This is a genomic window from Salinimicrobium sediminilitoris, from assembly GCF_020866905.1.
GTDB classification, from domain to species: Bacteria; Bacteroidota; Bacteroidia; order Flavobacteriales; family Flavobacteriaceae; genus Salinimicrobium; species Salinimicrobium sediminilitoris.
Genome location: NZ_JAIVCC010000002.1, coordinates 680,092 through 700,652, shown reverse-complemented (window position 1 = coordinate 700,652; position 20,561 = coordinate 680,092). Strand labels below are relative to the sequence as shown.

The 20,561-nt window shown below is 40.8% G+C and carries 22 protein-coding genes; 5 read left to right on the top strand and 17 right to left on the bottom strand.

The genetic code is table 11. The features are described from left to right. Positions 1-130 precede the first annotated feature (130 nt). From LA313_RS04955 to LA313_RS04930, 6 genes are read right to left on the bottom strand one after another with little or no spacing between them, the layout of a single operon-like run. Positions 131-1,459 (bottom strand): DUF58 domain-containing protein, encoded by a 1,329-nt coding sequence (locus LA313_RS04955; RefSeq protein ID WP_228913584.1) that lies wholly within the window; start codon positions 1,457-1,459, stop codon positions 131-133. A gap of 3 nt (positions 1,460-1,462) precedes the next feature. Next, positions 1,463-2,461: an AAA family ATPase gene (locus tag LA313_RS04950; RefSeq protein ID WP_228913560.1), complete on the bottom strand. Its 999-nt coding sequence runs from the start codon at positions 2,459-2,461 to the stop codon at positions 1,463-1,465. After that, positions 2,462-3,661 carry a DUF4350 domain-containing protein gene (locus LA313_RS04945; RefSeq protein WP_228913559.1) on the bottom strand — a complete coding sequence of 400 codons (1,200 nt, stop codon included), beginning with the start codon at positions 3,659-3,661 and terminating at the stop codon, positions 2,462-2,464. After that, on the bottom strand, positions 3,645-4,391 hold the full coding sequence (locus LA313_RS04940) for a DUF4129 domain-containing protein (RefSeq protein ID WP_228913558.1): 747 nt from the start codon (positions 4,389-4,391) through the stop codon (positions 3,645-3,647). The genes LA313_RS04945 and LA313_RS04940 overlap by 17 nt, the downstream gene beginning before the upstream one ends. A gap of 2 nt (positions 4,392-4,393) precedes the next feature. Beyond that, positions 4,394-5,311 carry a hypothetical protein gene (locus tag LA313_RS04935; RefSeq protein ID WP_228913557.1) on the bottom strand — a complete coding sequence of 306 codons (918 nt, stop codon included), beginning with the start codon at positions 5,309-5,311 and terminating at the stop codon, positions 4,394-4,396. After that, entirely contained in the window at positions 5,289-6,266 is a 978-nt protein-coding gene (locus tag LA313_RS04930; protein WP_228913556.1) for a stage II sporulation protein M, read from the bottom strand. Before LA313_RS04930 ends, LA313_RS04935 begins: the two co-directional genes overlap by 23 nt. Positions 6,267-6,299: 33 nt before the next feature. Here LA313_RS04930 and LA313_RS04925 point away from each other — a divergent pair, with 33 nt between their 5' ends. Further along, positions 6,300-7,013, top strand: a complete 714-nt coding sequence (locus tag LA313_RS04925; protein ID WP_228913555.1) for an RDD family protein — start codon at positions 6,300-6,302, stop codon at positions 7,011-7,013. Here LA313_RS04925 and LA313_RS04920 read toward each other — a convergent pair whose 3' ends face one another. After that, positions 7,014-7,757 carry a peptidylprolyl isomerase gene (locus tag LA313_RS04920; protein ID WP_228913554.1) on the bottom strand — a complete coding sequence of 248 codons (744 nt, stop codon included), beginning with the start codon at positions 7,755-7,757 and terminating at the stop codon, positions 7,014-7,016. On the opposite strand from LA313_RS04920, the gene LA313_RS04915 reads away from it, so the two are divergent. Together LA313_RS04915 and LA313_RS04910 are read left to right on the top strand one after the other, a co-directional pair. Further along, positions 7,756-8,397: an NUDIX hydrolase gene (locus LA313_RS04915; RefSeq protein WP_228913553.1), complete on the top strand. Its 642-nt coding sequence runs from the start codon at positions 7,756-7,758 to the stop codon at positions 8,395-8,397. The two genes, LA313_RS04920 and LA313_RS04915, sit on opposite strands and share 2 nt — an antisense overlap. A 47-nt stretch (positions 8,398-8,444) precedes the next feature. Next, entirely contained in the window at positions 8,445-9,248 is an 804-nt protein-coding gene (locus tag LA313_RS04910; RefSeq protein WP_228913552.1) for a lysophospholipid acyltransferase family protein, read from the top strand. A 134-nt stretch (positions 9,249-9,382) separates the two neighbouring features. On the opposite strand, the gene LA313_RS04905 is transcribed toward LA313_RS04910, so the two are convergent. Genes LA313_RS04905 through LA313_RS04895 form a run of 3 tightly spaced genes read right to left on the bottom strand, consistent with a single transcriptional unit; the run spans position 9,383 to position 10,975 of the window. Further along, entirely contained in the window at positions 9,383-9,829 is a 447-nt protein-coding gene (locus tag LA313_RS04905; protein WP_228913551.1) for a hypothetical protein, read from the bottom strand. A gap of 2 nt (positions 9,830-9,831) precedes the next feature. Beyond that, entirely contained in the window at positions 9,832-10,470 is a 639-nt protein-coding gene (locus LA313_RS04900; protein WP_228913550.1) for a hypothetical protein, read from the bottom strand. Positions 10,471-10,480: 10 nt separating this feature from the next. Next, entirely contained in the window at positions 10,481-10,975 is a 495-nt protein-coding gene (locus tag LA313_RS04895) for an RNA polymerase sigma factor (RefSeq protein WP_228913549.1), read from the bottom strand. 121 nt (positions 10,976-11,096) lie between these two features. Here LA313_RS04895 and LA313_RS04890 point away from each other — a divergent pair, with 121 nt between their 5' ends. Beyond that, on the top strand, positions 11,097-12,407 hold the full coding sequence (locus tag LA313_RS04890; RefSeq protein ID WP_228913548.1) for an NAD(P)/FAD-dependent oxidoreductase: 1,311 nt from the start codon (positions 11,097-11,099) through the stop codon (positions 12,405-12,407). A gap of 57 nt (positions 12,408-12,464) precedes the next feature. On the opposite strand, the gene LA313_RS04885 is transcribed toward LA313_RS04890, so the two are convergent. The 6 genes from LA313_RS04885 to LA313_RS04860 all read right to left on the bottom strand — a co-directional run bounded on the left by LA313_RS04885 (position 12,465) and on the right by LA313_RS04860 (position 18,039). Continuing rightward, positions 12,465-13,241, bottom strand: a complete 777-nt coding sequence (locus tag LA313_RS04885; RefSeq protein WP_228913547.1) for a carbonic anhydrase family protein — start codon at positions 13,239-13,241, stop codon at positions 12,465-12,467. A gap of 140 nt (positions 13,242-13,381) precedes the next feature. After that, the gene (locus tag LA313_RS04880) at positions 13,382-13,984 is read right to left on the bottom strand and encodes a superoxide dismutase family protein (RefSeq protein WP_228913546.1); all 603 of its coding nucleotides are present in this window, start codon (positions 13,982-13,984) and stop codon (positions 13,382-13,384) included. 276 nt (positions 13,985-14,260) lie between these two features. Continuing rightward, positions 14,261-15,475 (bottom strand): bifunctional alpha/beta hydrolase/OsmC family protein, encoded by a 1,215-nt coding sequence (locus LA313_RS04875; RefSeq protein WP_228913545.1) that lies wholly within the window; start codon positions 15,473-15,475, stop codon positions 14,261-14,263. Between the two features lie 149 nt (positions 15,476-15,624). Beyond that, a complete protein-coding gene (locus LA313_RS04870; protein WP_228913544.1) occupies positions 15,625-16,359 on the bottom strand; it encodes a hypothetical protein in 735 nt (244 codons plus the stop codon). 18 nt (positions 16,360-16,377) lie between these two features. Continuing rightward, entirely contained in the window at positions 16,378-17,007 is a 630-nt protein-coding gene (locus tag LA313_RS04865; protein ID WP_228913543.1) for a hypothetical protein, read from the bottom strand. 156 nt (positions 17,008-17,163) lie between these two features. After that, complete coding sequence (locus LA313_RS04860; RefSeq protein WP_228913542.1) at positions 17,164-18,039, bottom strand: diacylglycerol/lipid kinase family protein; 876 nt, start codon at positions 18,037-18,039, stop codon at positions 17,164-17,166. Positions 18,040-18,104: 65 nt separating this feature from the next. On the opposite strand from LA313_RS04860, the gene LA313_RS04855 reads away from it, so the two are divergent. Next, the gene (locus tag LA313_RS04855) at positions 18,105-19,067 is read left to right on the top strand and encodes an App1 family protein (protein WP_228913541.1); all 963 of its coding nucleotides are present in this window, start codon (positions 18,105-18,107) and stop codon (positions 19,065-19,067) included. A gap of 51 nt (positions 19,068-19,118) precedes the next feature. On the opposite strand, the gene LA313_RS04850 is transcribed toward LA313_RS04855, so the two are convergent. Then, positions 19,119-20,474, bottom strand: coding sequence for a M28 family peptidase (locus LA313_RS04850; protein WP_228913540.1), 1,356 nt, complete (start codon positions 20,472-20,474; stop codon positions 19,119-19,121). Between the last annotated feature and the right edge of the window lie 87 nt (positions 20,475-20,561).

Here is a 20,561-nt window from a genome sequence, read left to right as displayed (position 1 = left end):
AGAGCGGAGCATTTGTAAAACGAAGATTCTTTCGCGTGCTGAAGAGATTCCTCCTACGTCGGAATGACAATGAGTAAAGCACAGAATAAGCACCATTGAATCCTGCCTCTTCAAATATTTAATAAAGTAGTTACAGAATCCCTCTTTTTTTGATCTCAAGGTATTTATTGATCGTGTTGACCGTGAGATCTTCGGGTCGGGTAAGGATGGTTTGAATTCCGTGTTTTTGAAGTTCCTTTGCCATTAATCGTTTGTCATAGCTAAATTGTTCGGCAATGGTTTGGTTGAAGATATCTGGTACTTTTTCAGCTTTAGTGTGAATAAAGCTTTCCAGTTCGGTGTTTTCGAAAAAGATGACTACCAGTAAATGTTTTCTCGCCAAAGCCAGCAGGTAAGGAATTTGCCTGTGAAGTGCACCCAAATGTTCAAAGTTAGTGTATAACAATAGCAAGCTTCGCTGTGGTAAGCTGCGATTCATATGAGTATACAGAAGGCCAAAATCTGAATCTCTAAAGCGCGTGCCAACATTGTAAAGCGATTCCAAAAGCAGGTTTAGATGGCTTTTTTTAGAACTTGCAGGGATCATCTTTTCCATTTTATTGGAAAAAGTGATCAATCCGGCTTTATCCTTTTTCTTTAGGGCAATATTTGAAAATGCCAGAGCACTATTTAAGGCATAATCCAGCAACTTGAGGTTATTAAAGGGCATTTTCATGGTACGCCCGGTATCAATGACAGAATAGACCGGCTGCGACCGTTCATCCTGGTACTGGTTCACCATGAGATCTCCCTGTTTTGCAGTAGCTTTCCAGTTAATGCTTCGCACATCGTCTCCCGGCACGTAATCCTTGATCTGCTCGAATTCCATGGTGTGGCCAATCTTCCTTATCTTCTTTAAGCCCGGCTGTGAGATCTTTCGATCTATAGCCATGAAGTCATACTTCTTCATTTGAATAAAAGAAGGATAAACTTTCAGCATTTGTTCTTTGCCAAACTTCTTCCGGCGTTTTGCCAGTTTTAGGGACGTGGAGGCAAAGACATTTAGGTTTCCGAAGAAATATTCCCCGCGTTCTACCGGTCGCAAAGAATAGCTGAAGGATAAGGAATCCCCGGCAGGAACTTTTAAGAGCTTCAAAAAATCCCTTTTTTGGAACTGTACCGGGATCTCATCTATAACTTCAAGTCGGGTTTTAAAACCGTAGTTGTTCTGCAGTAAAATATCTACGGGATTTTGATCGCTATTCGAGAATTTGTCGGGCAGGATCCTTTCTGCAGTTATTCCGCGGTTTTTATATAATGCAATAGTATCTGCCAGAAAGATCAGTAGAAAAACTACGGTGATGATCCACAGCACGGGGTAGAGCCATTCAAGCCAATAGGAGAACAGGAAACCGGCGGCCAGGACAAAAACGGTCACGAAAAAACGCTGGTGCAGGTATAATGACTTGAAGAAGTGTATCAATTATCTCGGGATTTCTACAGAATGAGTTATCATATCTATTACACTAGCCGTGGTACTGCCTTCCATTTCGCGTTCGGGAGAAAGAATAATGCGGTGACCCAGCACGGGTTCCAGTACTTTTTTAATGTCTTCGGGAATAACGAAATCTCTTCCATCTACTGCCGCCACTGCTTTTGAAGCATTCATCACCGCAATAGACGCACGGGGAGAGGCTCCCAGGTACAAATGCGGATGATTTCTTGTTTTGCTTACGATTTCGGCGATATAGGTAAGCAGTTTCTTTTCAACTCTTACTCCCTGTATCTGAGAACGCAGTACCCGCAGTTTTTCGGGATCTAAAACCGCTTCAACCTCATTTTGAGGTGCGGCTCCCTGCCGTTCGTGATGTGTTTCCAGTATTCTCACTTCCTCTTCCATCGCCGGGTAAGCAACATTAATCTTAAAGAGGAACCTGTCCAGTTGCGCTTCGGGAAGGGCATAAGTTCCCTCCTGGTCAATAGGGTTTTGTGTGGCAATCACCATAAATGGCGGTGGCATGCTGTGCTGCTTTCCGTCAATGGTGATCTGCCTTTCTTCCATCACTTCAAAAAGGGCAGCTTGTGTCTTGGCCGGTGCCCTGTTGATCTCATCGATTAGGACAATATTGGAGAAAACGGGACCCGGTTTAAATTCAAAATCAGAAGTTTTTGCATTGAGTACCGAGGTCCCTAATACATCACTCGGCATAAGATCGGGGGTGAACTGGATGCGACTAAATCCGGTTTTTAAGGTTTTGGCAAACAGTTTTGCAGTGATCGTCTTTGCTACCCCAGGGACTCCCTCAATGAGTACATGCCCATCAGCCAGCAAACCAATGATCAAAAGTTCTATAAACTTCTCCTGCCCAATAATGATATGTGAAAGCTGAGCCTTCACACTTTCTACTGCCGACTTTAATTCCTCGAGCGGAATGCGGTTTTCAAAAGTGATCTCGTCGTTCTTGATTTCCTCGTTTTCCATTTATTTCTTTTTAAAAGCCTCCATGGCTTTGTTTAACTGTAGCAATTCCTCTTTTGACACAGACTGATTTTTTTCAAGTCTCTGCATGAATTGCCATAATTTTTTGACCTCTTCTTTACTATTATCGCTTAGCACTGCCAGGTTTTCATAAAAACTTTCATTTACATTCCCCGTGGGAACCCGGTAATGGGTACGAACATATTCCAAAAATAAAGTAATCTTTTTTGATGCAATACTACTGTAATCTTCCCGGTCCAGGTAAAGTCCTGCAATGGTTCGGGTGAAATCCAGAGTTTGATTCCGTAGCGGTTGGACAATTGGAATACTTCGTTGCTTACGTTTCCCTTCAAAAAGGATAAATAATACGCTGCCTATGATCACAAAATAATAGGCCCAGCGCAGGGCTTTACTGTTTAGGATCACGAAGAGGGGAGAGGTGTAGAATGATTTTCCCGTTTTATAATAATGATCCCAATAAACAACTTTTTGAGCAGGAAGGTAAGCCAAAACTTTTTCAACATACTCAGCATTGTTGTCCTGTAGCAGGAAATAATTGCTGAAAGCTTTTGGGGTGGAATGTAAATACACCAGGCCTTTTCCAACAGTATCCCTCAAAAAGTTAACTTTTGACGAAGTAATTTCAGCTGAATCCCCCTTAAGCTGGGTTACCCCAAGAACATCCTGAGGCAAAGAATCTGAAAGTATAAAAATATCCTGGTAAGTCTCTTTATCAAACAGGAAAGGCTGTGAGTTCTTGAGCGCAGGATTCTTGAGGTTCAATAAAGGTTTTGAGGAAAAACCTTTTTCGGGCGTAAGGGTTTCCTTTTTTAGATCAAGGGTATCGAGAAGATTTGCGCTAAATTGCTCGGCTATAAAAAAAGCAGTATTTCCCTTTGCCACCCATTCAAAGATCTTTTTAAGCTCATGTTTATCAAAGCCAAGCCCATTGTTAAGAAAGAAATAAGTGCCGGTGACAGTGGTGTCATTCAGAAATTCAAAAGGAGGAACATTGACTTCCTTTAATTCCAGGTCCTGTTCTTTAAGGTTATCAAAAAGCACTTTTGTTCCCAGGGGGATCTTATCAAGGGCCGAATAGCTGGGGCTCCAATTTAATTCCTGCGGTTCATTGGCCTCCAGCCAGGTGAGGAAAACCAGCAGCAGAACGAGCAGGGCAAGTGTGATCTTATATGCTTTGCTCATGCTGTGGCTGAATTATTTCTTCGGTTAATAGAAACTCATTTTTGATCTTGTCGTAATCCAGGGCTGTGGTGGCAAAATTCCCGTACCACACAAAATCATAAATACGATTAAGTCTTTTGAAACGGCGTTGAAGTTCGGGAGCTTTGATTTCCTGCACGTATTCCTCGTCGGTTTTGGAGGCATCGTAGATCACAAGCTCCTGACGCGACAATTGCTGAAGGATATAAAGAAAGTGATAGCGGATAGCCAGACGGTAATTTTCGGCCGCTACGGCTTTCTCAATTAGTTTTTTGATGTCTCTCGTTTTGATGATCTTTTCCTCTTCATTGAAATGAAGTTCGCCACGAGATGGTGTCCCAAAAAGGTAATTTCCGGGGTTCATTTTTCCGAAGAGATAGAGAATGAGTGCGAGCAACAAACCCAGCAGCAGATAAGGCAGGATATCAAGAAGAATGGCCAGCAGCAGGGGAGCCTCATAATCCCCAAACATCCAGTTTAGGAACCGCTCCCATTGTAGCCCAATATATCTTTTAAATTTGCTCCACCAATGATCTTCGGCCGTTGCTTCGGAATAATCGTAGTAGGGATCCTGTTTGAACTCCTTAATAGTTTCTTCAGAAAAGTCTAAAGGTACCAGCTCTTCTTCCGAAGTTTGTACCGGCATCACCAACTCCCCGGCAGATACCGAAAGATTGAAGCCGAAAAGGAAAAAGAGGAGGAATTTTGCCATTTTTAAGACCCCAGGTTTGAGATACGTTCATAAGTACCCGTAGCATTTTTCTTTTCGTCCAGGTGGTAATAAATAAAAGCAGAAGCTACTACGCCTATAACCGAAAGCAGGTACTGGAAGAGTGACGAGAGCACGTTAAAAAATACGTACACCCAATCCACAATATCGGCGGGACTGGAAATACTTCCCTCCTGGGACATTACCAAAGCCTTAATGAACATATAGATCATAAGCGGAAATTGAAAAATGAGACCAATGATGTATATGAGCAGGGTGATTACAAAAAGAGTAAAAAATGTTGCCCACCAGTTGTCTTTAACAAGCCTGAAGGAATAGCTTATGGAATCCATGATCGATGTACGTGCAAAGATGAGTATAGCCGGCGCAAGGGCTAATGGAACCCAAAGGTAGATTACTGGTAATATACCTACCAGAACCGAAAGAATTGGGTGGATACCAGCAAAAATCAGTAATGTGATCAGAATTCCTAAGACTGTAACAAAGATGGTCCCAGAAACTAGTGAAAGTCCTAACATGCTTCCAAAGTCTCTTTTCACACCTCTTGAAACTTCGTTATGATCTACTTCTCCCGAATTTTCAATATAACTTTTAATATAATGCAGGACTGTATTGTAAAGAAGCACATAAAATGCCACCAGGGAAACGAAGAGGATAAACACCGAAATGAAGAAGGTCTCCACATTTACCTCGGAAGTCTCCACTAAAAATGGATTGGAGAGTAGATCCATCCCCAGGTATGAATAATATCCTATGGCAAGAATGAGGATAACAAAAACTGGCCCTGTAATTTTAAAAATATTTATAAACAGGGGCTTCAGGTTTTGACGGAGAAATTTAAAGGTATCGGTAATGATATCTCCCAGCTCACGCTGTTTTCTAAATTCGATTGGTTGGGACATTGGGTGGTTTTCTATTTAAATAAATGGGATAGTAAACGTAGTAAAATAATATAAGTGCCAGGGAGCCAGTGATGATGAGTATGGCCAGCCAATCGGGCATCTGGGTTTGCCTGGTAACAAAACCTTCCAGGAAACCGGCTATTACAAAGAAAGGAATAGTGCTAATTACGATCTTGAGTCCGGCCTTTATTCCGTTTACAAAAGAGGTGAGCCGGGAATAGGTGCCGGGAAAAAGAATGCCCTTCCCAACAACGAGACCGGCACAGGCAGCGACTATGATCACCGAGATCTCTATGGTGCCGTGAATCCAGATGGTCCTTACCGATTCCCATAATAATCCTTTTTCATAAAAGAAGTATTGGAAGGAACCCAGCATAATTGCATTCTGCATGATGATATATAAAGTCCCCAATCCCGCAAAAATGCCAAAAACAAAGGCCATTAAAGCTACTCTTACATTGTTGATCGTTATCCCGAGAAACATTTCCATTTCCCCCATTTTTTTATAAACAGCCATGGGATCATCATTGGCAATGTTCTCTAAGGTCATGTTGACATAAGCATCACCCAGGATAGAGCGAACAAAAGCTCCGTCACTCGAAGCAGAGAAACTTCCTGCTGCTACAAATAGTACAAAAACCAGGAAGGCCAGCAACAACTGCTTTTGATACCGGTAAAATTCCCGCGGAAACTCTTCAGTGAAAAAAGTAATGAACCTGCTCTTGGGTTCCTTTTTGTTGCGGTAGATCTTTTGATGTGCCCTTGAAGAAAGGCCATTTAGGTAGTGAAATGTATTGCTGCCGGGATAGAAAGTCTGCGCATAGCTAAGATGATCTGTCACCTCGAGGTATAGTACCGATAATTCACCGGGAGACAATATTGCATTATTTTGCAGGGCGCTTTCAAATCTTTGCCATTTATCCTTATTTTGCTTCACAAAAGCAGCCTCACGCATTCTTTGCTATTTTGTCTCAAAGAAACATATTAAATGGATAATTTTCAAATTGAAACTGCCCAAAATATAAGCATTACTCAAAATGTTGCCGGGGTAGGGGAGCGAATACTGGCATATCTTATTGACGGGCTCATCATGCTGGCCTACATAATAGTTGCAACTATGCTAATGGGTGGTCTTGACGCCAGCCAGGGACAGGAATGGCTTTTTGTAAGTGTAGTTATTTTACCGTTATTGCTATATTTTTTGTTATGGGAGAGCCTGTGGAACGGTCAATCGCCAGGGAAAGCTGCTTTGGACCTTAGGGTAGTAAAATTGGATGGTTCGAAACCTGCGTTTTCAAATTACCTGGTGCGGTGGCTTTTAAGAATTGTCGATATTACCCTAACCAGTGGGAGCGTTGCGGTCGTTACCATTTTAATGAATGGTAAAGGGCAGCGCCTGGGAGATCTTGCTGCGGGTACGACTGTTATTTCTGAAAGAGTGAGGACAGGGCTTGACAGGACCCTCCTGGTAAATGTTCCCGAAGATTACCGGCCGGTATACCCGCAGGTTACTACCCTCTCAGACCGTGATGTGCAGGAGATTAAGGATATCTATAAAAATTCTCTTCATAATTCAAACTACAGAGTTATAGCGAAACTGGCGAACCGGGTGTCAGAACTACTTCAGGTCACACCAGAAGAAAAACCGGTCCAATTTTTAAAAACTGTTCTTAAAGATTACAGTTTCTATACCAGACATTAATTAGTCAATAATTTCCATTTCAATATGGATATTCCGTAATGGCCACTCGCTCTCATCTGTAGGGACTTTGTTTATCTCATCTACCACGTCCATACCCGAAATTACCCTTCCAAAAACAGTGTGGTCATTGTTTAGGTGTGGTGCACCTCCGGGATCCTGAACAATATAGAATTCATAGGGAGAAGAGGCTTTACTCACGTTTTGTTCAGAATATTTTGCAGCAGCAAGAGCACCCCGAACGTGTCGATGTCCGGCTTCAAATTCACTGGGTATAAGAAATTCTCCTATACGATGGCGTTTTTTATTTGTGTCGGGATTGTCTGAATTTCCTCCCTGAATCACAAAACCTTCTGAAACCCTGTGAAAAAAAGTACCATCATAATAATCCTGATCGACCATATAAAGGAAGTTGGCACGGTGCAGTGGCGTATCCCGGAATAGTTCAACATCAATATCCCCAAACCGGGTCTTTATTCGTACCCTGTTCTCGTCATGCTCTTTAGCATATTCCATAAGAAAGGGAATCAATTCTTCCTGTACCAAAAGAGGTCCTTTCCTTTTTTCCTGTTCTACCTCGGCTTCCACAACCTCTTCCACCTTTGTGTTGTCTAGGCGGGAACTATCTGGTTGGATAGGTTCTTCGAGCATAGTTTCAACCTCGTTTTGTGTTGAAGTTTTTTTATCTTCACAACTTGCAAAAACGGCTGCCGCCAAAATCAATATCAGGAAAAATTTCGATCTCATGGATTTTCAGAATTTTCTAAGTTTAAGCCCTAAATTAAGGAAAATTACACTTCCGGGAGAGGAGGCGCATTTTAAATTGGCCCCCACGCTACGCATGAAGGAACTGGAAAACCTTGATGTCGATAAGCAAAACCCGAAACAGGCTGCGGTTCTTTCGGTCTTTTACCCGGGAGAAAGCGGGGAGACACGGTTTGTTTTGATCTTAAGAAAAACCTACAAAGGTGTACATTCCAATCAAGTAGGATTTCCCGGAGGCAGGGTAGAAGTAGATGATCGGGACCTGGCACATACTGCCCTGCGGGAGACAGAAGAAGAAGTGGGTATTCCCCAGCACGAAGTAGAAATAATGAGAGAAATGTCACGCTTGTATATTCCTCCAAGTAATTTCTGGGTTCATCCTTTTATGGGAGTGATGAAAAAAACTCCTGTTTTGATACCACAGGAGGAAGAGGTGGAATCTGTACTGGAAATAAAACTTGAAGATTTTATGCGAGACTCCTGTTTGATCAGGGAAACTTTAAGTACATCTTACGCCCGGGAAATCGAAGTGCCCGCTTTTTTACTTAATGGCCATGTGGTGTGGGGAGCTACTGCAATGATGTTGAGCGAAATGAAGGAAATCCTGAGGCAGCTTCTGTAAGTTATAATTAAGTATATTTGTTCTTTCTTTAAAATGTAAGGGAACAAATGGGGATATTGAAAAAGAATCCTTTTGGACACTATTTATTTTTCAAAAAATGGTTGATCCGAATCTTTGGAGTGCTCTCGCACAGACGATACAGAGGATTTAACGAACTTAACATTGAAGGTTCTGAGATCATCAAAAACCTGCCCGACAATAATGTTCTCTTTGTCTCTAATCACCAAACTTATTTTGCCGATGTTACTGCTATGTTCCATGTCTTCAATGCGGCATTAAGCGGTAGGGTAGATTCTATTAAAAATGTGGGATACCTGTGGCAGCCCAAACTCAATATTTATTACGTGGCTGCCAAAGAAACTATGAATGCCGGCTTTCTCACACGAATGATGGCTTATGCAGGGGCAGTTTCGGTCGAAAGGACCTGGCGGGAAAAAGGAAAAGAAGTACAACGGGAAGTAAACCCCGATGACCATAAAAACATTGGGACTGCCTTACAGGATGGTTGGGTGATCACTTTCCCGCAAGGAACAACCAAGCCTTTTAAACCTATTAGAAAAGGAACTGCTCACATAATCAAACAGTACAAACCAATAGTGATCCCAATCGTTATTGATGGGTTTAGACGTTCTTTTGATAAAAAAGGTCTGAGAATACGAAAAAAAGGTATTCTGCAGAGTTTCCAGATTAAAGAACCACTTGTTATCGATTATGATAATGAAACTGTGGAAGAGATCGTAGAGAAGCTGGAATATGCAATTGAACAACATCCTTCTTTCCTGAAAGTTATTCCGAGAGAAGAGCTCGAAGTCATGGAAGAGTTGAACAAGACCCGCCAATGGGAATATTAGATTTCATACTGAAGTTGGTGATCAGTGTTCAGGAGAAGGCTGTGCGCCCCGGTTTATTTGCAGTACCTTTTTATTAGGTTCCGGAAATGACATTTTTGGAAGATATTTCCCCGGCTTCAAAAACGGAACTTCAGCTACTGCTTATCAATATTAAGAACCCGATCTTCTTTTTCAGCTTTTTTGTCTAGGCTTGAACCGTAGTAGCTGCCAACAGCCATTCCTATTGGCAGGCCGATACCTATAAAGGCAACATTTCCAGTTATAGCAAAGATTGCGGTTCCAATGGGTAGCCCAAAGGCGCTCATTCCAAGAGGAAGCCATAAAGTGGTATAGTAATTCTTCGGAACAATTCCGGGTCCTTTTGCAAGGAGGTTTAAAATCCTGCTTTCGGCCGTTTTTATTTTCTTACTAAGGTTCTTAGCTTCAGGAGAAAGATTGTTCACTTCTTTGATCTGCTCATTAATTAGAGCTACCGTGTTTTCGGGAAGTTCCCGAACCTCAAGGTCCTTCAAAAGTAACTCAAGCTCTAAGGCTGCCCCTACTTTTTCGAATTTTTCAGAATTTAAACTTAGAAGTTCCATTACTATATTTCCAGTCTTTTTAGCTCCCTGTAATTTTTCTTGAGTCGGCGCAGGAGAATTCCGTAGATAAGCCTGTAAAAAAGCCAAAGGGCCAGAAGAAAAACAGCTAGAATGATACCAAATACTACTGTGAATTTTACCCAGTCCATAGCATCAAAGGTGTATTTAGAAGTATCTTCTATATTCTGTATCAATTGGTGATTTTGTACAGTGAGATAACCAATGACTAAATAATATATTCCTGTTGAAATAAGAACATAGGCGATATAAGTCCTTACAGTTTTACGGGTTCTAAGAATGTTGTGCATGAGCGTGGCAGCATCATCTGTAGTAGAAATTCTTTTGTAGTTCCTGTAGAAACAGTAAATAAAGTAGAAGGTTATGAGGTAGCTAATTACATACACAAAAATAGTCACCTTCTTTAGATGTAATTGCTCCAATTGATCCCAGTAATTGGCATCGGCCATGAAAATAGTGAATAAAGTGGAAATTAGTAACTCCACAATGCTTATCACAAAGATCCACTTAACTATGGAAGAGGATTTCTTCCATATCATACTGTAAATATCATCATAGGAAAGCCTTGGAAGATTTTCCTCCTGCTTTTTCCAGTTTTGTTTTAAAAATTCAAGTTCATCCATATCGTAGGTACTACGGATTTAAAATATTTCTAAGGGTTTTTTTGATCCTGTTCATCTTCACGCGTGCATTGACTTCAGATATCCCCAACATTTCTGAAATTTCTCTATAAGACTGGTCTTCCAGGTATAAAAAAACCAGTGCCTTATCAATGTCATTTAATTCTTTTACAGCTTTATACATTAGTTGCAGTTGTTTCTCAACTTCATCATTATAAGCCTCTGCCTTAATTTTAAAGCTTATCTCATCGTAGTTTTGGGTATGCAGCTCTTTTTTAGATTTCCTGTAAAGGGTAATAGCGGTATTTAGTGCAACCCTGTACATCCAGGTACTAAATTTCGAATCACCTCTAAACTTTGGATAAGCATTCCAAAGCTGTATTGTTATCTCCTGGAACAGGTCGTTATGTGAATCCTTATCATTGGTGTACATGCGACATATCTTGTGCACAATATTCTGGTGCTTTTCAAGATTACTCACAAATTCATGTTCCAGTTGTTTCTTCACAAGGCTGTTTAGACTATTATAAGTAGCGAAAGTAATGTACTTGTTACAATTCCCTTAAAATTTATTTATCTTCTGTTTTCTGTGAGGAAAGCTCTAACTTTGAAATAAAGGTTCATAAAGGATGAATATTCCAATTTCCGAGTACCCCCGTGTTGTCATTGTTGGTGGCGGCTTTGCGGGAATTTCAATTGCAAAGCATCTTCTAAAGGAGAAAATACAGGTGGTCCTGCTGGATCGTCATAATTACCACACTTTCCAACCTTTATTATACCAGGTTTCCACCTCGGGGCTGGAACCCGATTCCATTGCTTACCCTCTTCGAAAGATCACGCGTCACAGCAAAGACGGTTATTTTAGGCTCACCGAAGTACAGCGTATTATTCCTGAAGAGAACAAGATCAAAACTTCAATTGGCGAACTTGCTTATGATTATCTTGTTCTGGCTACAGGCTCTCGGACAAATTTCTTCGGAAATAAAAGTATTGAGAAGAATGCCATGTGGATGAAAACAATTCCGCAGGCATTGAATATTCGGAGTTTGATCCTGGAAAATCTTGAGCAGGCTGTAATCACCGAAGATCCCGAAAAACGGAAGGCGCTTCTTAATTTTGTGGTGGCCGGGGCAGGTCCAACCGGCGTTGAACTTTGTGGTGCTATAGCCGAAGTGCGAAATCACATCGTGCCAAAGGATTTTCGGGACCTGGATCCCGCCGAAATGGAGATACATCTCGTGGAAGGGCTTGACAGGGTACTGCCTCCCATGAGTGCCGAAGCATCTAAAAAAGCCGAAAAGTTCCTGAGGGAACTTGGGGTGGATATTCATCTTAATGTCATGGTGCAGGAGTATGATGGTAATAAGGTGACAACAAATAAAGAAGATCTAACTTTTTATACTTCCACTTTTATTTGGGCAGCAGGAGTATCGGGTGCACCCGTGGAGGGATTGAATGCCTCTGCACTTGTCGATAAGGCCGATCGATATGAAGTGAATGTATTCAACCAGGTGAAAGGTTATGAGAATATTTTTGCTATTGGGGACATTGCTTTAATGAGCAATGAAGATTATCCAAAAGGTCATCCTATGGTTGCACAACCGGCAATTCAACAGGGAAAACATTTGGCAAAAAATATAAAGAGGATCCTGAATAAGGAAAAAATGCAGGCTTTTGAATACAATGATAAAGGCACTATGGCAACTGTGGGTAGAAATAAAGCTGTAGTTGATCTTGGAAATCTAAAATTTGGAGGCTTCTTTGCCTGGTTCATCTGGATGTTCATTCACCTCTACTTTTTGGTAGGTTTCAGAAACAGGCTTATAACCTTTTTCAACTGGGTCTACAACTATGTAAACTTTGATAAAGCAGCAAGATTGATCATCAGGCCTTTTAAAAGTAATAAGGAGAACCTGGAAGTAGATCAGAAAAAGGTATAAAAAAAGCCGGCTCAAAAAAGATCCTTTTGAGCCGGCTAAATTTTTATGGTGAATATTTTATTCTAACCAATCTACGCGTCCTGTATCCACATCATAAACAGCTCCTACAATTTTTATCTCTCCATTTTCGGCCATTTCGGCTATAATGGTGCTTTCATTCTTCATCACATCTATAGTGTGAAGCACGTTATTTCGGGTTACTGCGTCAACGAACTCCTTGTTCTCAACAGTTCTTTGATCATCAGAAAAACCTTCGGTCATGTCGATTGCCGGTTCAATATGGTTCAGCATTCCAGTAATATTTCCAAGCTCCACGCCTGCAATGGCAGATTTTACTGCGCCACAACTTTCATGGCCCATTACCACTATTACCTTTGAACCTGCAACTTTGGTTGCAAATTCCATGCTTCCAAGCATTCCTTCATCTGCGAAATTACCCGCTATACGACCAACAAAAATATCACCAAGTCCCTGGTCGAATATTTCTTCTACAGGAACCCTGCTGTCGATACATGAGAGAACCATTCCCGTGGGATATTGTGCCGATCCAGTTGCTTCCCTTCTGGCTTCCCGATTTCTTGGGGTAAGGCTGTCCTGAATAAATCGAAGATTTCCTCCCTTAAATTCTGCTACTACATCAGCAGGCATTAAGGCATCACGTTCCGCCTGTGTTAAGGTTACATCCGCTTCTCTTTGGGTTTCCAGGGCGGTGTTTTCAGTATTTTCAACTTCTTCAACAGGCTCATTTCTTTCCTCTGCTTCTCCACAAGAAACCATGAGAAATGAAATGAATAAAATAAAGCTCCAATAATTAATAATCTTTGTTTTTTTCATTGTTTTTAGTGTTAGCATTAGTGAATAAAATAAAATTTTTAATTACAGATATTTGTTTAATAGTTGTGAAAAAGGCTTAAAACTGCAATAAAAAAAGCGGCCTCCAGGCCGCTTTTTGTTAATTTGTGCTTTAATGGCCCTTATAACTTTATCTCTGCACAACCTATTCTTGAACCTGCATTCCCACTAGGCTGAGAAGTGAAATCGTCTACACCGGCGTGTACGATCACTGCTTTATTCAGGATGTCTTTCTTTTCATCTTCGCAGCCAATACACCACTCATCTGTAGTAAATGTAATACTGCCTTCTCCACTGGAGTTCACGTCAAAGTTGCCTATGTCTCCTCTATGGTAACCGCCTGCATCTCCCCATTCACCATGATCTTCAAAAGTAGGGTTCCAGTGTCCTCCGGCAGAGGATCCATCTTCTGCAGAACAATCGGCATTTTCATGAAGGTGGATAGCATGCATTCCTTCCTCAAGTCCTGCAAGTTCTGCTGTCATAGTCACTTCTCCGTTCTCCTGAGTAAATGTTATTGTCCCCGATACATTACTACCGCTGCGAGGCTCCATTTGGACAGTAAGTTCATCCTGGACGTAAGTATCACCAGGTCCCACCTCTTCTTCCTGCTGAGTAAGATTAGTGTGTTCATCTACGCGCTCCTCGGCAGATTCTTTCTCATCTCTGCAACCGGTTAATGTTATAGCGGTAATAAGAAAAAGGGATAGTCCAATTCGTTTCATAGTTGGTATTTTAGATTATTTTTCAGCCCACTAAATTAGAGTATGCTACCTCATTTGCCAAAAAATTAAGGAGAGCTTAACAATAGCTGAAAATTTCGGAAGAAATCTCGGCTAAAGGCCATAAAATTATCAGGTGATTTTCAGGCTTTTACTAAGCTTTAATTTTCTGCTCCAACTGCATTGAAAGAAAACCATTAAGAAAAAATATAAATCTCTTCTGCTTTTTTAAAAAGCTGATAAATGCAGCTCAAGACATAAATTCTTTCCGATGTAAGATTAAATTTTCTTCAATTGCGTCGTTATCTTCACCTTGTTTGAAAGAGTGCGATGAACAGGGCATTTATCGGCAATTTCCAAGAGCTTTTGTTGCTGCTGTTCGTCAAGATTTCCTTCAAGAACTATTTCCCTCGCAAAAACGTCGATTTTCGCAGTGTTTCTTTCACAGTTCTCACAATCTTCCGCGTGACTTTTTTGGTGATCTACGTGGGTCTCAACATTAAGAAGGGGCCATTTTTTACGCCGGGCATACATCTGGATGGTCATGGAGGTGCAGGCGGCAAGACCGGCAGAAAGAAGTTCGTATGGAGAAGGACCAAAGTCCTCTCCTCCAAAGGATTTTGGTTCATCGGCCGTGAAGTAATGTTTGCCTGCCCTCATCTGGGTAGTGAATCCTTCTTCGCCCAAATTTGCAACCACCTGATGTTTTGTCGCCAAATCTTTTTCTTCTGGGATCTCGAGATATCGGGATGCCCAGGAGGCTATAACGCTGCCTGCATATTCTGAATCCTCATTATTGGTTAACAAGTGATCTGCGCCATCCAGCGAAACAAAACTTTTAGGATGTTTCACACTTTTGTATAAAGCTTCTGCATTGCTAATTTCTACTACGGAATCCTGCGGGGAATGCATAATCAAAAATGCCTTTTTTAGATCCCGTGCAAAACTGGTAAGGTCATGGGTATTGATGTCCTCCAGGAATTTTTTCTTTATGGTAAAATTCCTGCCTCCAACATTCACTTGAGCTACACCTTTTTCCTCAATTTCCTCGAGACTGGATTTCAGTAAGTTTTTTACATGAACAGGGGAGGAGGGAGCTCCAATGGTGACTACACTTTTTACAGAGGATAATTTTTCTGCAGCAAAAATAACTGCAGCCCCTCCCAGGGAATGACCAATGAGCATTTCGGGTGCTTTATACTCTTGCTTCAGGAAATCGGCAGCTGCAAGCAGGTCTTCCACATTCCCGGAAAAAGTGGTATTGGCAAATTCGCCATCACTTTCTCCCAGACCCGAAAAATCAAAACGCAGTACGCCATATCCTTTTGCGGAAAGTGCCCGTGCAATATTTTTAACTGCAAAGAAATTTTTATTACAGGTAAAGCAGTGGGCGAAAAGAACGTAACTGTGAGGATGCCTGTTAAGAGGAAGTTCCAGATAACCTGAAAGGTCCAGGCCTTCTGAATTTTTGAATTTTATTTTTTTATAGTTCATAGGTAATTTATTGAATTATAAAAAAGGCTTTTAAAAAGCATCCTGGATCCCATCTCTTCATTAAAGTCCAATTGGTTTCTTTAATGCTTTCTAAAAATGGAAACAGTGAATACTTTTTAAAAGCCCTGCTTTCTACAGGTAACTACCTGTTATCTCCGATATTTGGTTTGATCGAATTCTCCTCTATCATAGAAAGAATCATCTTCGGGAATTGTTCCGCTGCCGCGGCGGTCAGAATGTTTTCCAGATTCATTTCCGGTAAGCGGGTCACGATCGCGATCTACAGCTCCACGATCTCTGTCTGTAAGGGTTCGGTCACGGTCACTTACGTTACGATCTCTATCAGAAAGGTCATTTTTTCTATCGGCATCTCTCATTCTTTTTCTTTCCTCATCCTTATCGTGTGAACCAAGATCTCTGTCTCTGTCATTTCGATCTTCGCGGTTGTACGATTCAAGAACAACCATTTCATATTCACGGTCTACGTCATATCCTTTTTCCATCCTTTTTGTCTCGGCAAAGGTGCGGTGGTCAATTTTATCTGTATAGACAAATTTGTCATCCACATTTAATCTTGCCAGTCCTACAGGAAGGATCAAATGATTTTCTCCTTCTTTATTTATAAACTCGTGTACGTCTCCAGATGCAGACTTTCCATATGGATCATGGTTTGCATCAATTATGGATTTATCTACTTCCACGTCGAGATATACAACTCTCCTTTTTTCTTTGCTTACCAACAGGTTATCTACTTTCCCTATTACTTTGTTGTCAACATCCTTCACAGGCCATCCTCTTACATCTGGATCATCACTGTCAACTTTAAAGTCGGAAAGCTCATTGAGGTAAAACAAATGTTTTCTATTTTCTTTTCTATCTGTCATAATTTCTTTCTTTTTTGGTTAGCTCATTTTCTCTAGTAAGTCTCCTGCTTCGTCAAAGAACTTTTTTACCTGATCTTTTTGGTCAAGGGTAGGAGTAGATCCCTCAATGTTTTGTGCTGCAGTTTTTACTTCAGTTACATCACTGGAAAGATTAGGAAACTCTTCCATTTGCATTTTTTCCATCACATTAGCCAGTTTGGTCCCTGCAGATTTAATAGTATTTGCATGGGTTAAAGCCATTGGGTCACTTTTTATTGCCTGTGCCTCCTGTCTTACAGATGCCATATCGGCGCTAATGTCGAAGTTCATCTCATCTGCTTTTGCCTGTACGGCATTAATAAGCTCAATAAGAGCATTATTAGTGTATTGATGATCTATACCCATTTTCTCCTGATCTGAGATGTAGGCCAAATAACCTTCAACTCCCCCACTGGTATCCCATTCTGTGGTATCAGTCTGGTCTTCCCAGGTGGTGGTTTCGGCGTCTTCTTCCTCCCAGGTAGTTTCTTCAACCTGTTCAGTTTCTACCTCGTCTAAGTCATCATCGTCATCGGCAAATACTAAAAAGTATAGTATTGCAAGGATAACCAGTACCAGGATAATCCAAGGCCAAATTGGTTTCTTCTTTTCGATCTTAATCTCTGCCATAATTGTTCTTTTTTTAATTAGTTAGATTGTACATCTAAATTACTCATTTGGCAGCCCAATTTAATTAAGGGCAGCCTAAATTATTGTTAATTAAGCATTAAAATAGCTAATTATTTGCGAGAATGCTAGCGTAGTTGAAGATGTGGAGAGTTATTTTTAAGGAACTGCAATTTTAATCTTTACCGGTGATATGCTGGCAGTTACATCACTAATATCTCCCCTGTATTCGCCATCTATTTGGAATGGGATCTTTTTGTCACTGTAAATTCGGGCTTCTTCGGCAGAAATGATTTCCAGAAAATCTTCATCAAGTTCTGCATTTTCGCTGAAGGTTTTAAGGATCTCGGGAATATTGAATTCTTTAAATATGAGGATCTCGAACTTGCCGTCATTATACCTGCCATGAGGGTTAATATTGGCACCAGTACCATATTTCCTGGCATTGGCAACAGCTATAAGAACTGCGTTGCGGGAGATTATTTTTCCGTCCACCTGAATTTCGAACTGGAAAGGAAAATCACTTTTTATAAGGGTTGGGATAGACTTTAATAAATAACCCAATTTTCCGCGGATATTACCTTCCTGATAATTTTTTATCAGTTCAGCATTTAATCCAATATCGCTTATATGTAGACAAAGCTCATTATTTATGAGAATAGAATCCATAATTTCAAATTTATCCCCCAAAGCTACTTCCGCAAGATATTCATCACTGCCGTGAAGGTTGAAGTTTTCGGCGAGACCATTTGCAGAACCGGCAGGGAATATTCCAATAGGAACAGAATCATCTTTAAGAAGCTCGGCAATCAATTTTATAGTTCCATCACCACCTACAGAAACAATACGATGAGGGGCATAATTTTCTATTTTAGAAAACAGGGCTTCTTTATCGTCCTTGCCGGTGGTGTAGTAGATATCCAGGTCGTAACCCTTCTCCTTTACCTGTTTTTTAACCTCCTCGATGATATCTGATTTATCTATTCCACCCGAGATCGGGTTAACTACCATTAAAACCCTGCTAAAGTCTGTCATTTTTATTGAGCTTGTGCCTAAAAATAACTAATTTGGGAGGGATAGGTAGTTAAAAAATATTAAATATGAGGTTAGACATTAAGCTCTACCGGGGTTATGTGAATGATCAGGAATTAGTAGTGTTTGGACATGTTTTTAAGTCCTGGGCACCAGATAAATATGAAATTGACCGCAGGGGCTACAGGCATGCAAAATCTGTTTACAAGATGTTTACGATTAGTCCCATAAAAAATGCCACAGTGAAATTGAATTTTAGAAGCCTTGAGGTGGTTACAAAAACTACAGATGACGGGTACTTCAGGTTTAATCTGCCTTATAACAAATTCCTGGAGAGCGGTTGGCACGAATACTCGGTCACCTGTCAATTTGGAGAGATTGGAGTGGTTGAGACAGGAGAGTTGCTTAAGCCGTTTAAAAGTAAACTGGGAATAATATCAGATATTGATGATACTTTTCTAATTTCTCACACCCAGAATTTTTTCAAGAAGCTATATGTGATCCTTACCCAAAATATTGATAACCGTGAGATTTTCGACGATGTTGTTCCCCATTACCAGGCTTTAAGCCGAGCCGGGCAGGAAGAAGGACAATTCAATTCATTTTTTTATGTTTCCAGCAGTGAATGGAATTTATATGAATTTATTCTGCAGTTTGCACGTAAACATAAGCTTCCCAAAGCTGTAATAAAATTAAAAAGTATTAAAACCGGTCTGGGGGATTTTCTATTTACCGGTAGAGGTGGTCATGATCATAAATTTATCAAGATCAAAGATGTTATTTCTTTTTATCCACAACTTCAATATGTTTTAATGGGAGATGATTCCCAGCAGGATGCTTACCTGTATGAGCGCATAACAAAAATGTTCCCCTTGAACATTAAAGCTATTTACATTAGGCAAACTTCAAAACGGCAGAAAGAGAAAATAATTCAGGTATTAGAAAATATCGAGGATCTTGGAGTTGCCACCTGCTATTTTAAAGACAGTGGAAAAGCCATTGGACATTCAAAAAAAATAGGGATCGTTTGATCCCTATTTAAAATTTCAAAAAAAATTTGCTTCCGGAATTATTGTTTGACCCTAAAAGGTGCCGGATGGAAACACTACCACACTTTCATTTCCATTCTTCCCTACGGTCGAAACACCAAAGAAGAAATTATCTATTACTATTCCCTCGAGGGTAAAGTTGTCTACATTCCCGACAAATCGGGAATGCTGCCATTGAGGGGAGGTCGTTTCCCTCCAGTAAATCTTATAACCGGCTACATTATCGCCTGTCACTTTTTCCCATTTTAATTTGGCCGAAGGTTCTACAATTCCACCAATCATTACTTCTTCAGGTGCAGGTGGTGCCCATGCCAGACTTGCCATAGTGATTGCGTTCACAGCGGTTAGCTTGGCAGCGTAATCAAAATTTACATGTTCAATAACATCTCCATATTCGATCCCATCTTCAGTACGAATATCCTGATGCTGCTGGTTATAGTTCTCATGGGCTTCCATGATCCTAATTCCTGCAAATCCAAGATCATTGAAAGGCCGGTGATGGCCTCCACGCCCAAACCTGTCAAGTCTGTAGATCATCATTGGGTTCATTTCAGGCATATAGGTTTCGGTAGTACGATGAACATAACGGGCTAATTGTCGTGAAATACCGTCTACTTCTCCTCCGTAATACCTTCTCATTCTTCTTTCGTCCTCGGTTTCTGTGGGAGGAACTGGTTCAGAAAAGATCCTGAAGCTACGGTTATCAATTACTCCGTCAACTCCTTTAATATTGCCGATCATATCATTATTTAGAACTCCTATGATGTCCCAGCCTTCGTCTTTAGCCATTTTAGCAAAACCCTGTCCCCCAAACAATCCCTGTTCTTCTCCAGATAGTCCAAGGTATATAATGCTGTTCTCAAAATCATATTTTGAAAGCACACGTGCCGCCTCCATAACTCCTGCCATTCCGCTGGCATTGTCATTGGCTCCCGGAGCATCTGTGTTGAAATCCATAGTGTTGCTCGCGCGGGAATCAATGTCACCGCTCATGATAACATAGCGGTTTGGATATTTAGTCCCTTTTTGCACGGCCACTACATTTACTACCCATGCATCTTTGGGAACGCGATTATTCCCTTCTTTGGTGACAAAATCCTTCTGGTAAAATACATCGAGACAGTTATTACACTCATTGGAAATTTTCTCAAGATCGGCTTTAATAAACCTCCGGGCAGCTCCAATTCCGCGGGTATTTGAAACGGTATCGCTAAAGGTATTTCGTGTTCCAAAACCGGCGAGGCGACGAATATCGGCTTCAATTTCATCGGCTGAAACGGATTCAATTATATCATAAATTCTAAGGTCTACCTGTGGTGGTGCAACCTCTTGAGAAAAGCTGGTAAGACCACAAAAAAGAAAGGTGGCAAAAATGGCACTTTTAAGCATATTAATTTTTTAGATTCCTGGTTACAAAATAGGAAAAATAATACATAAAAAAAGCTGCATGAAATGCAGCTTTAATTTAGATCTTCA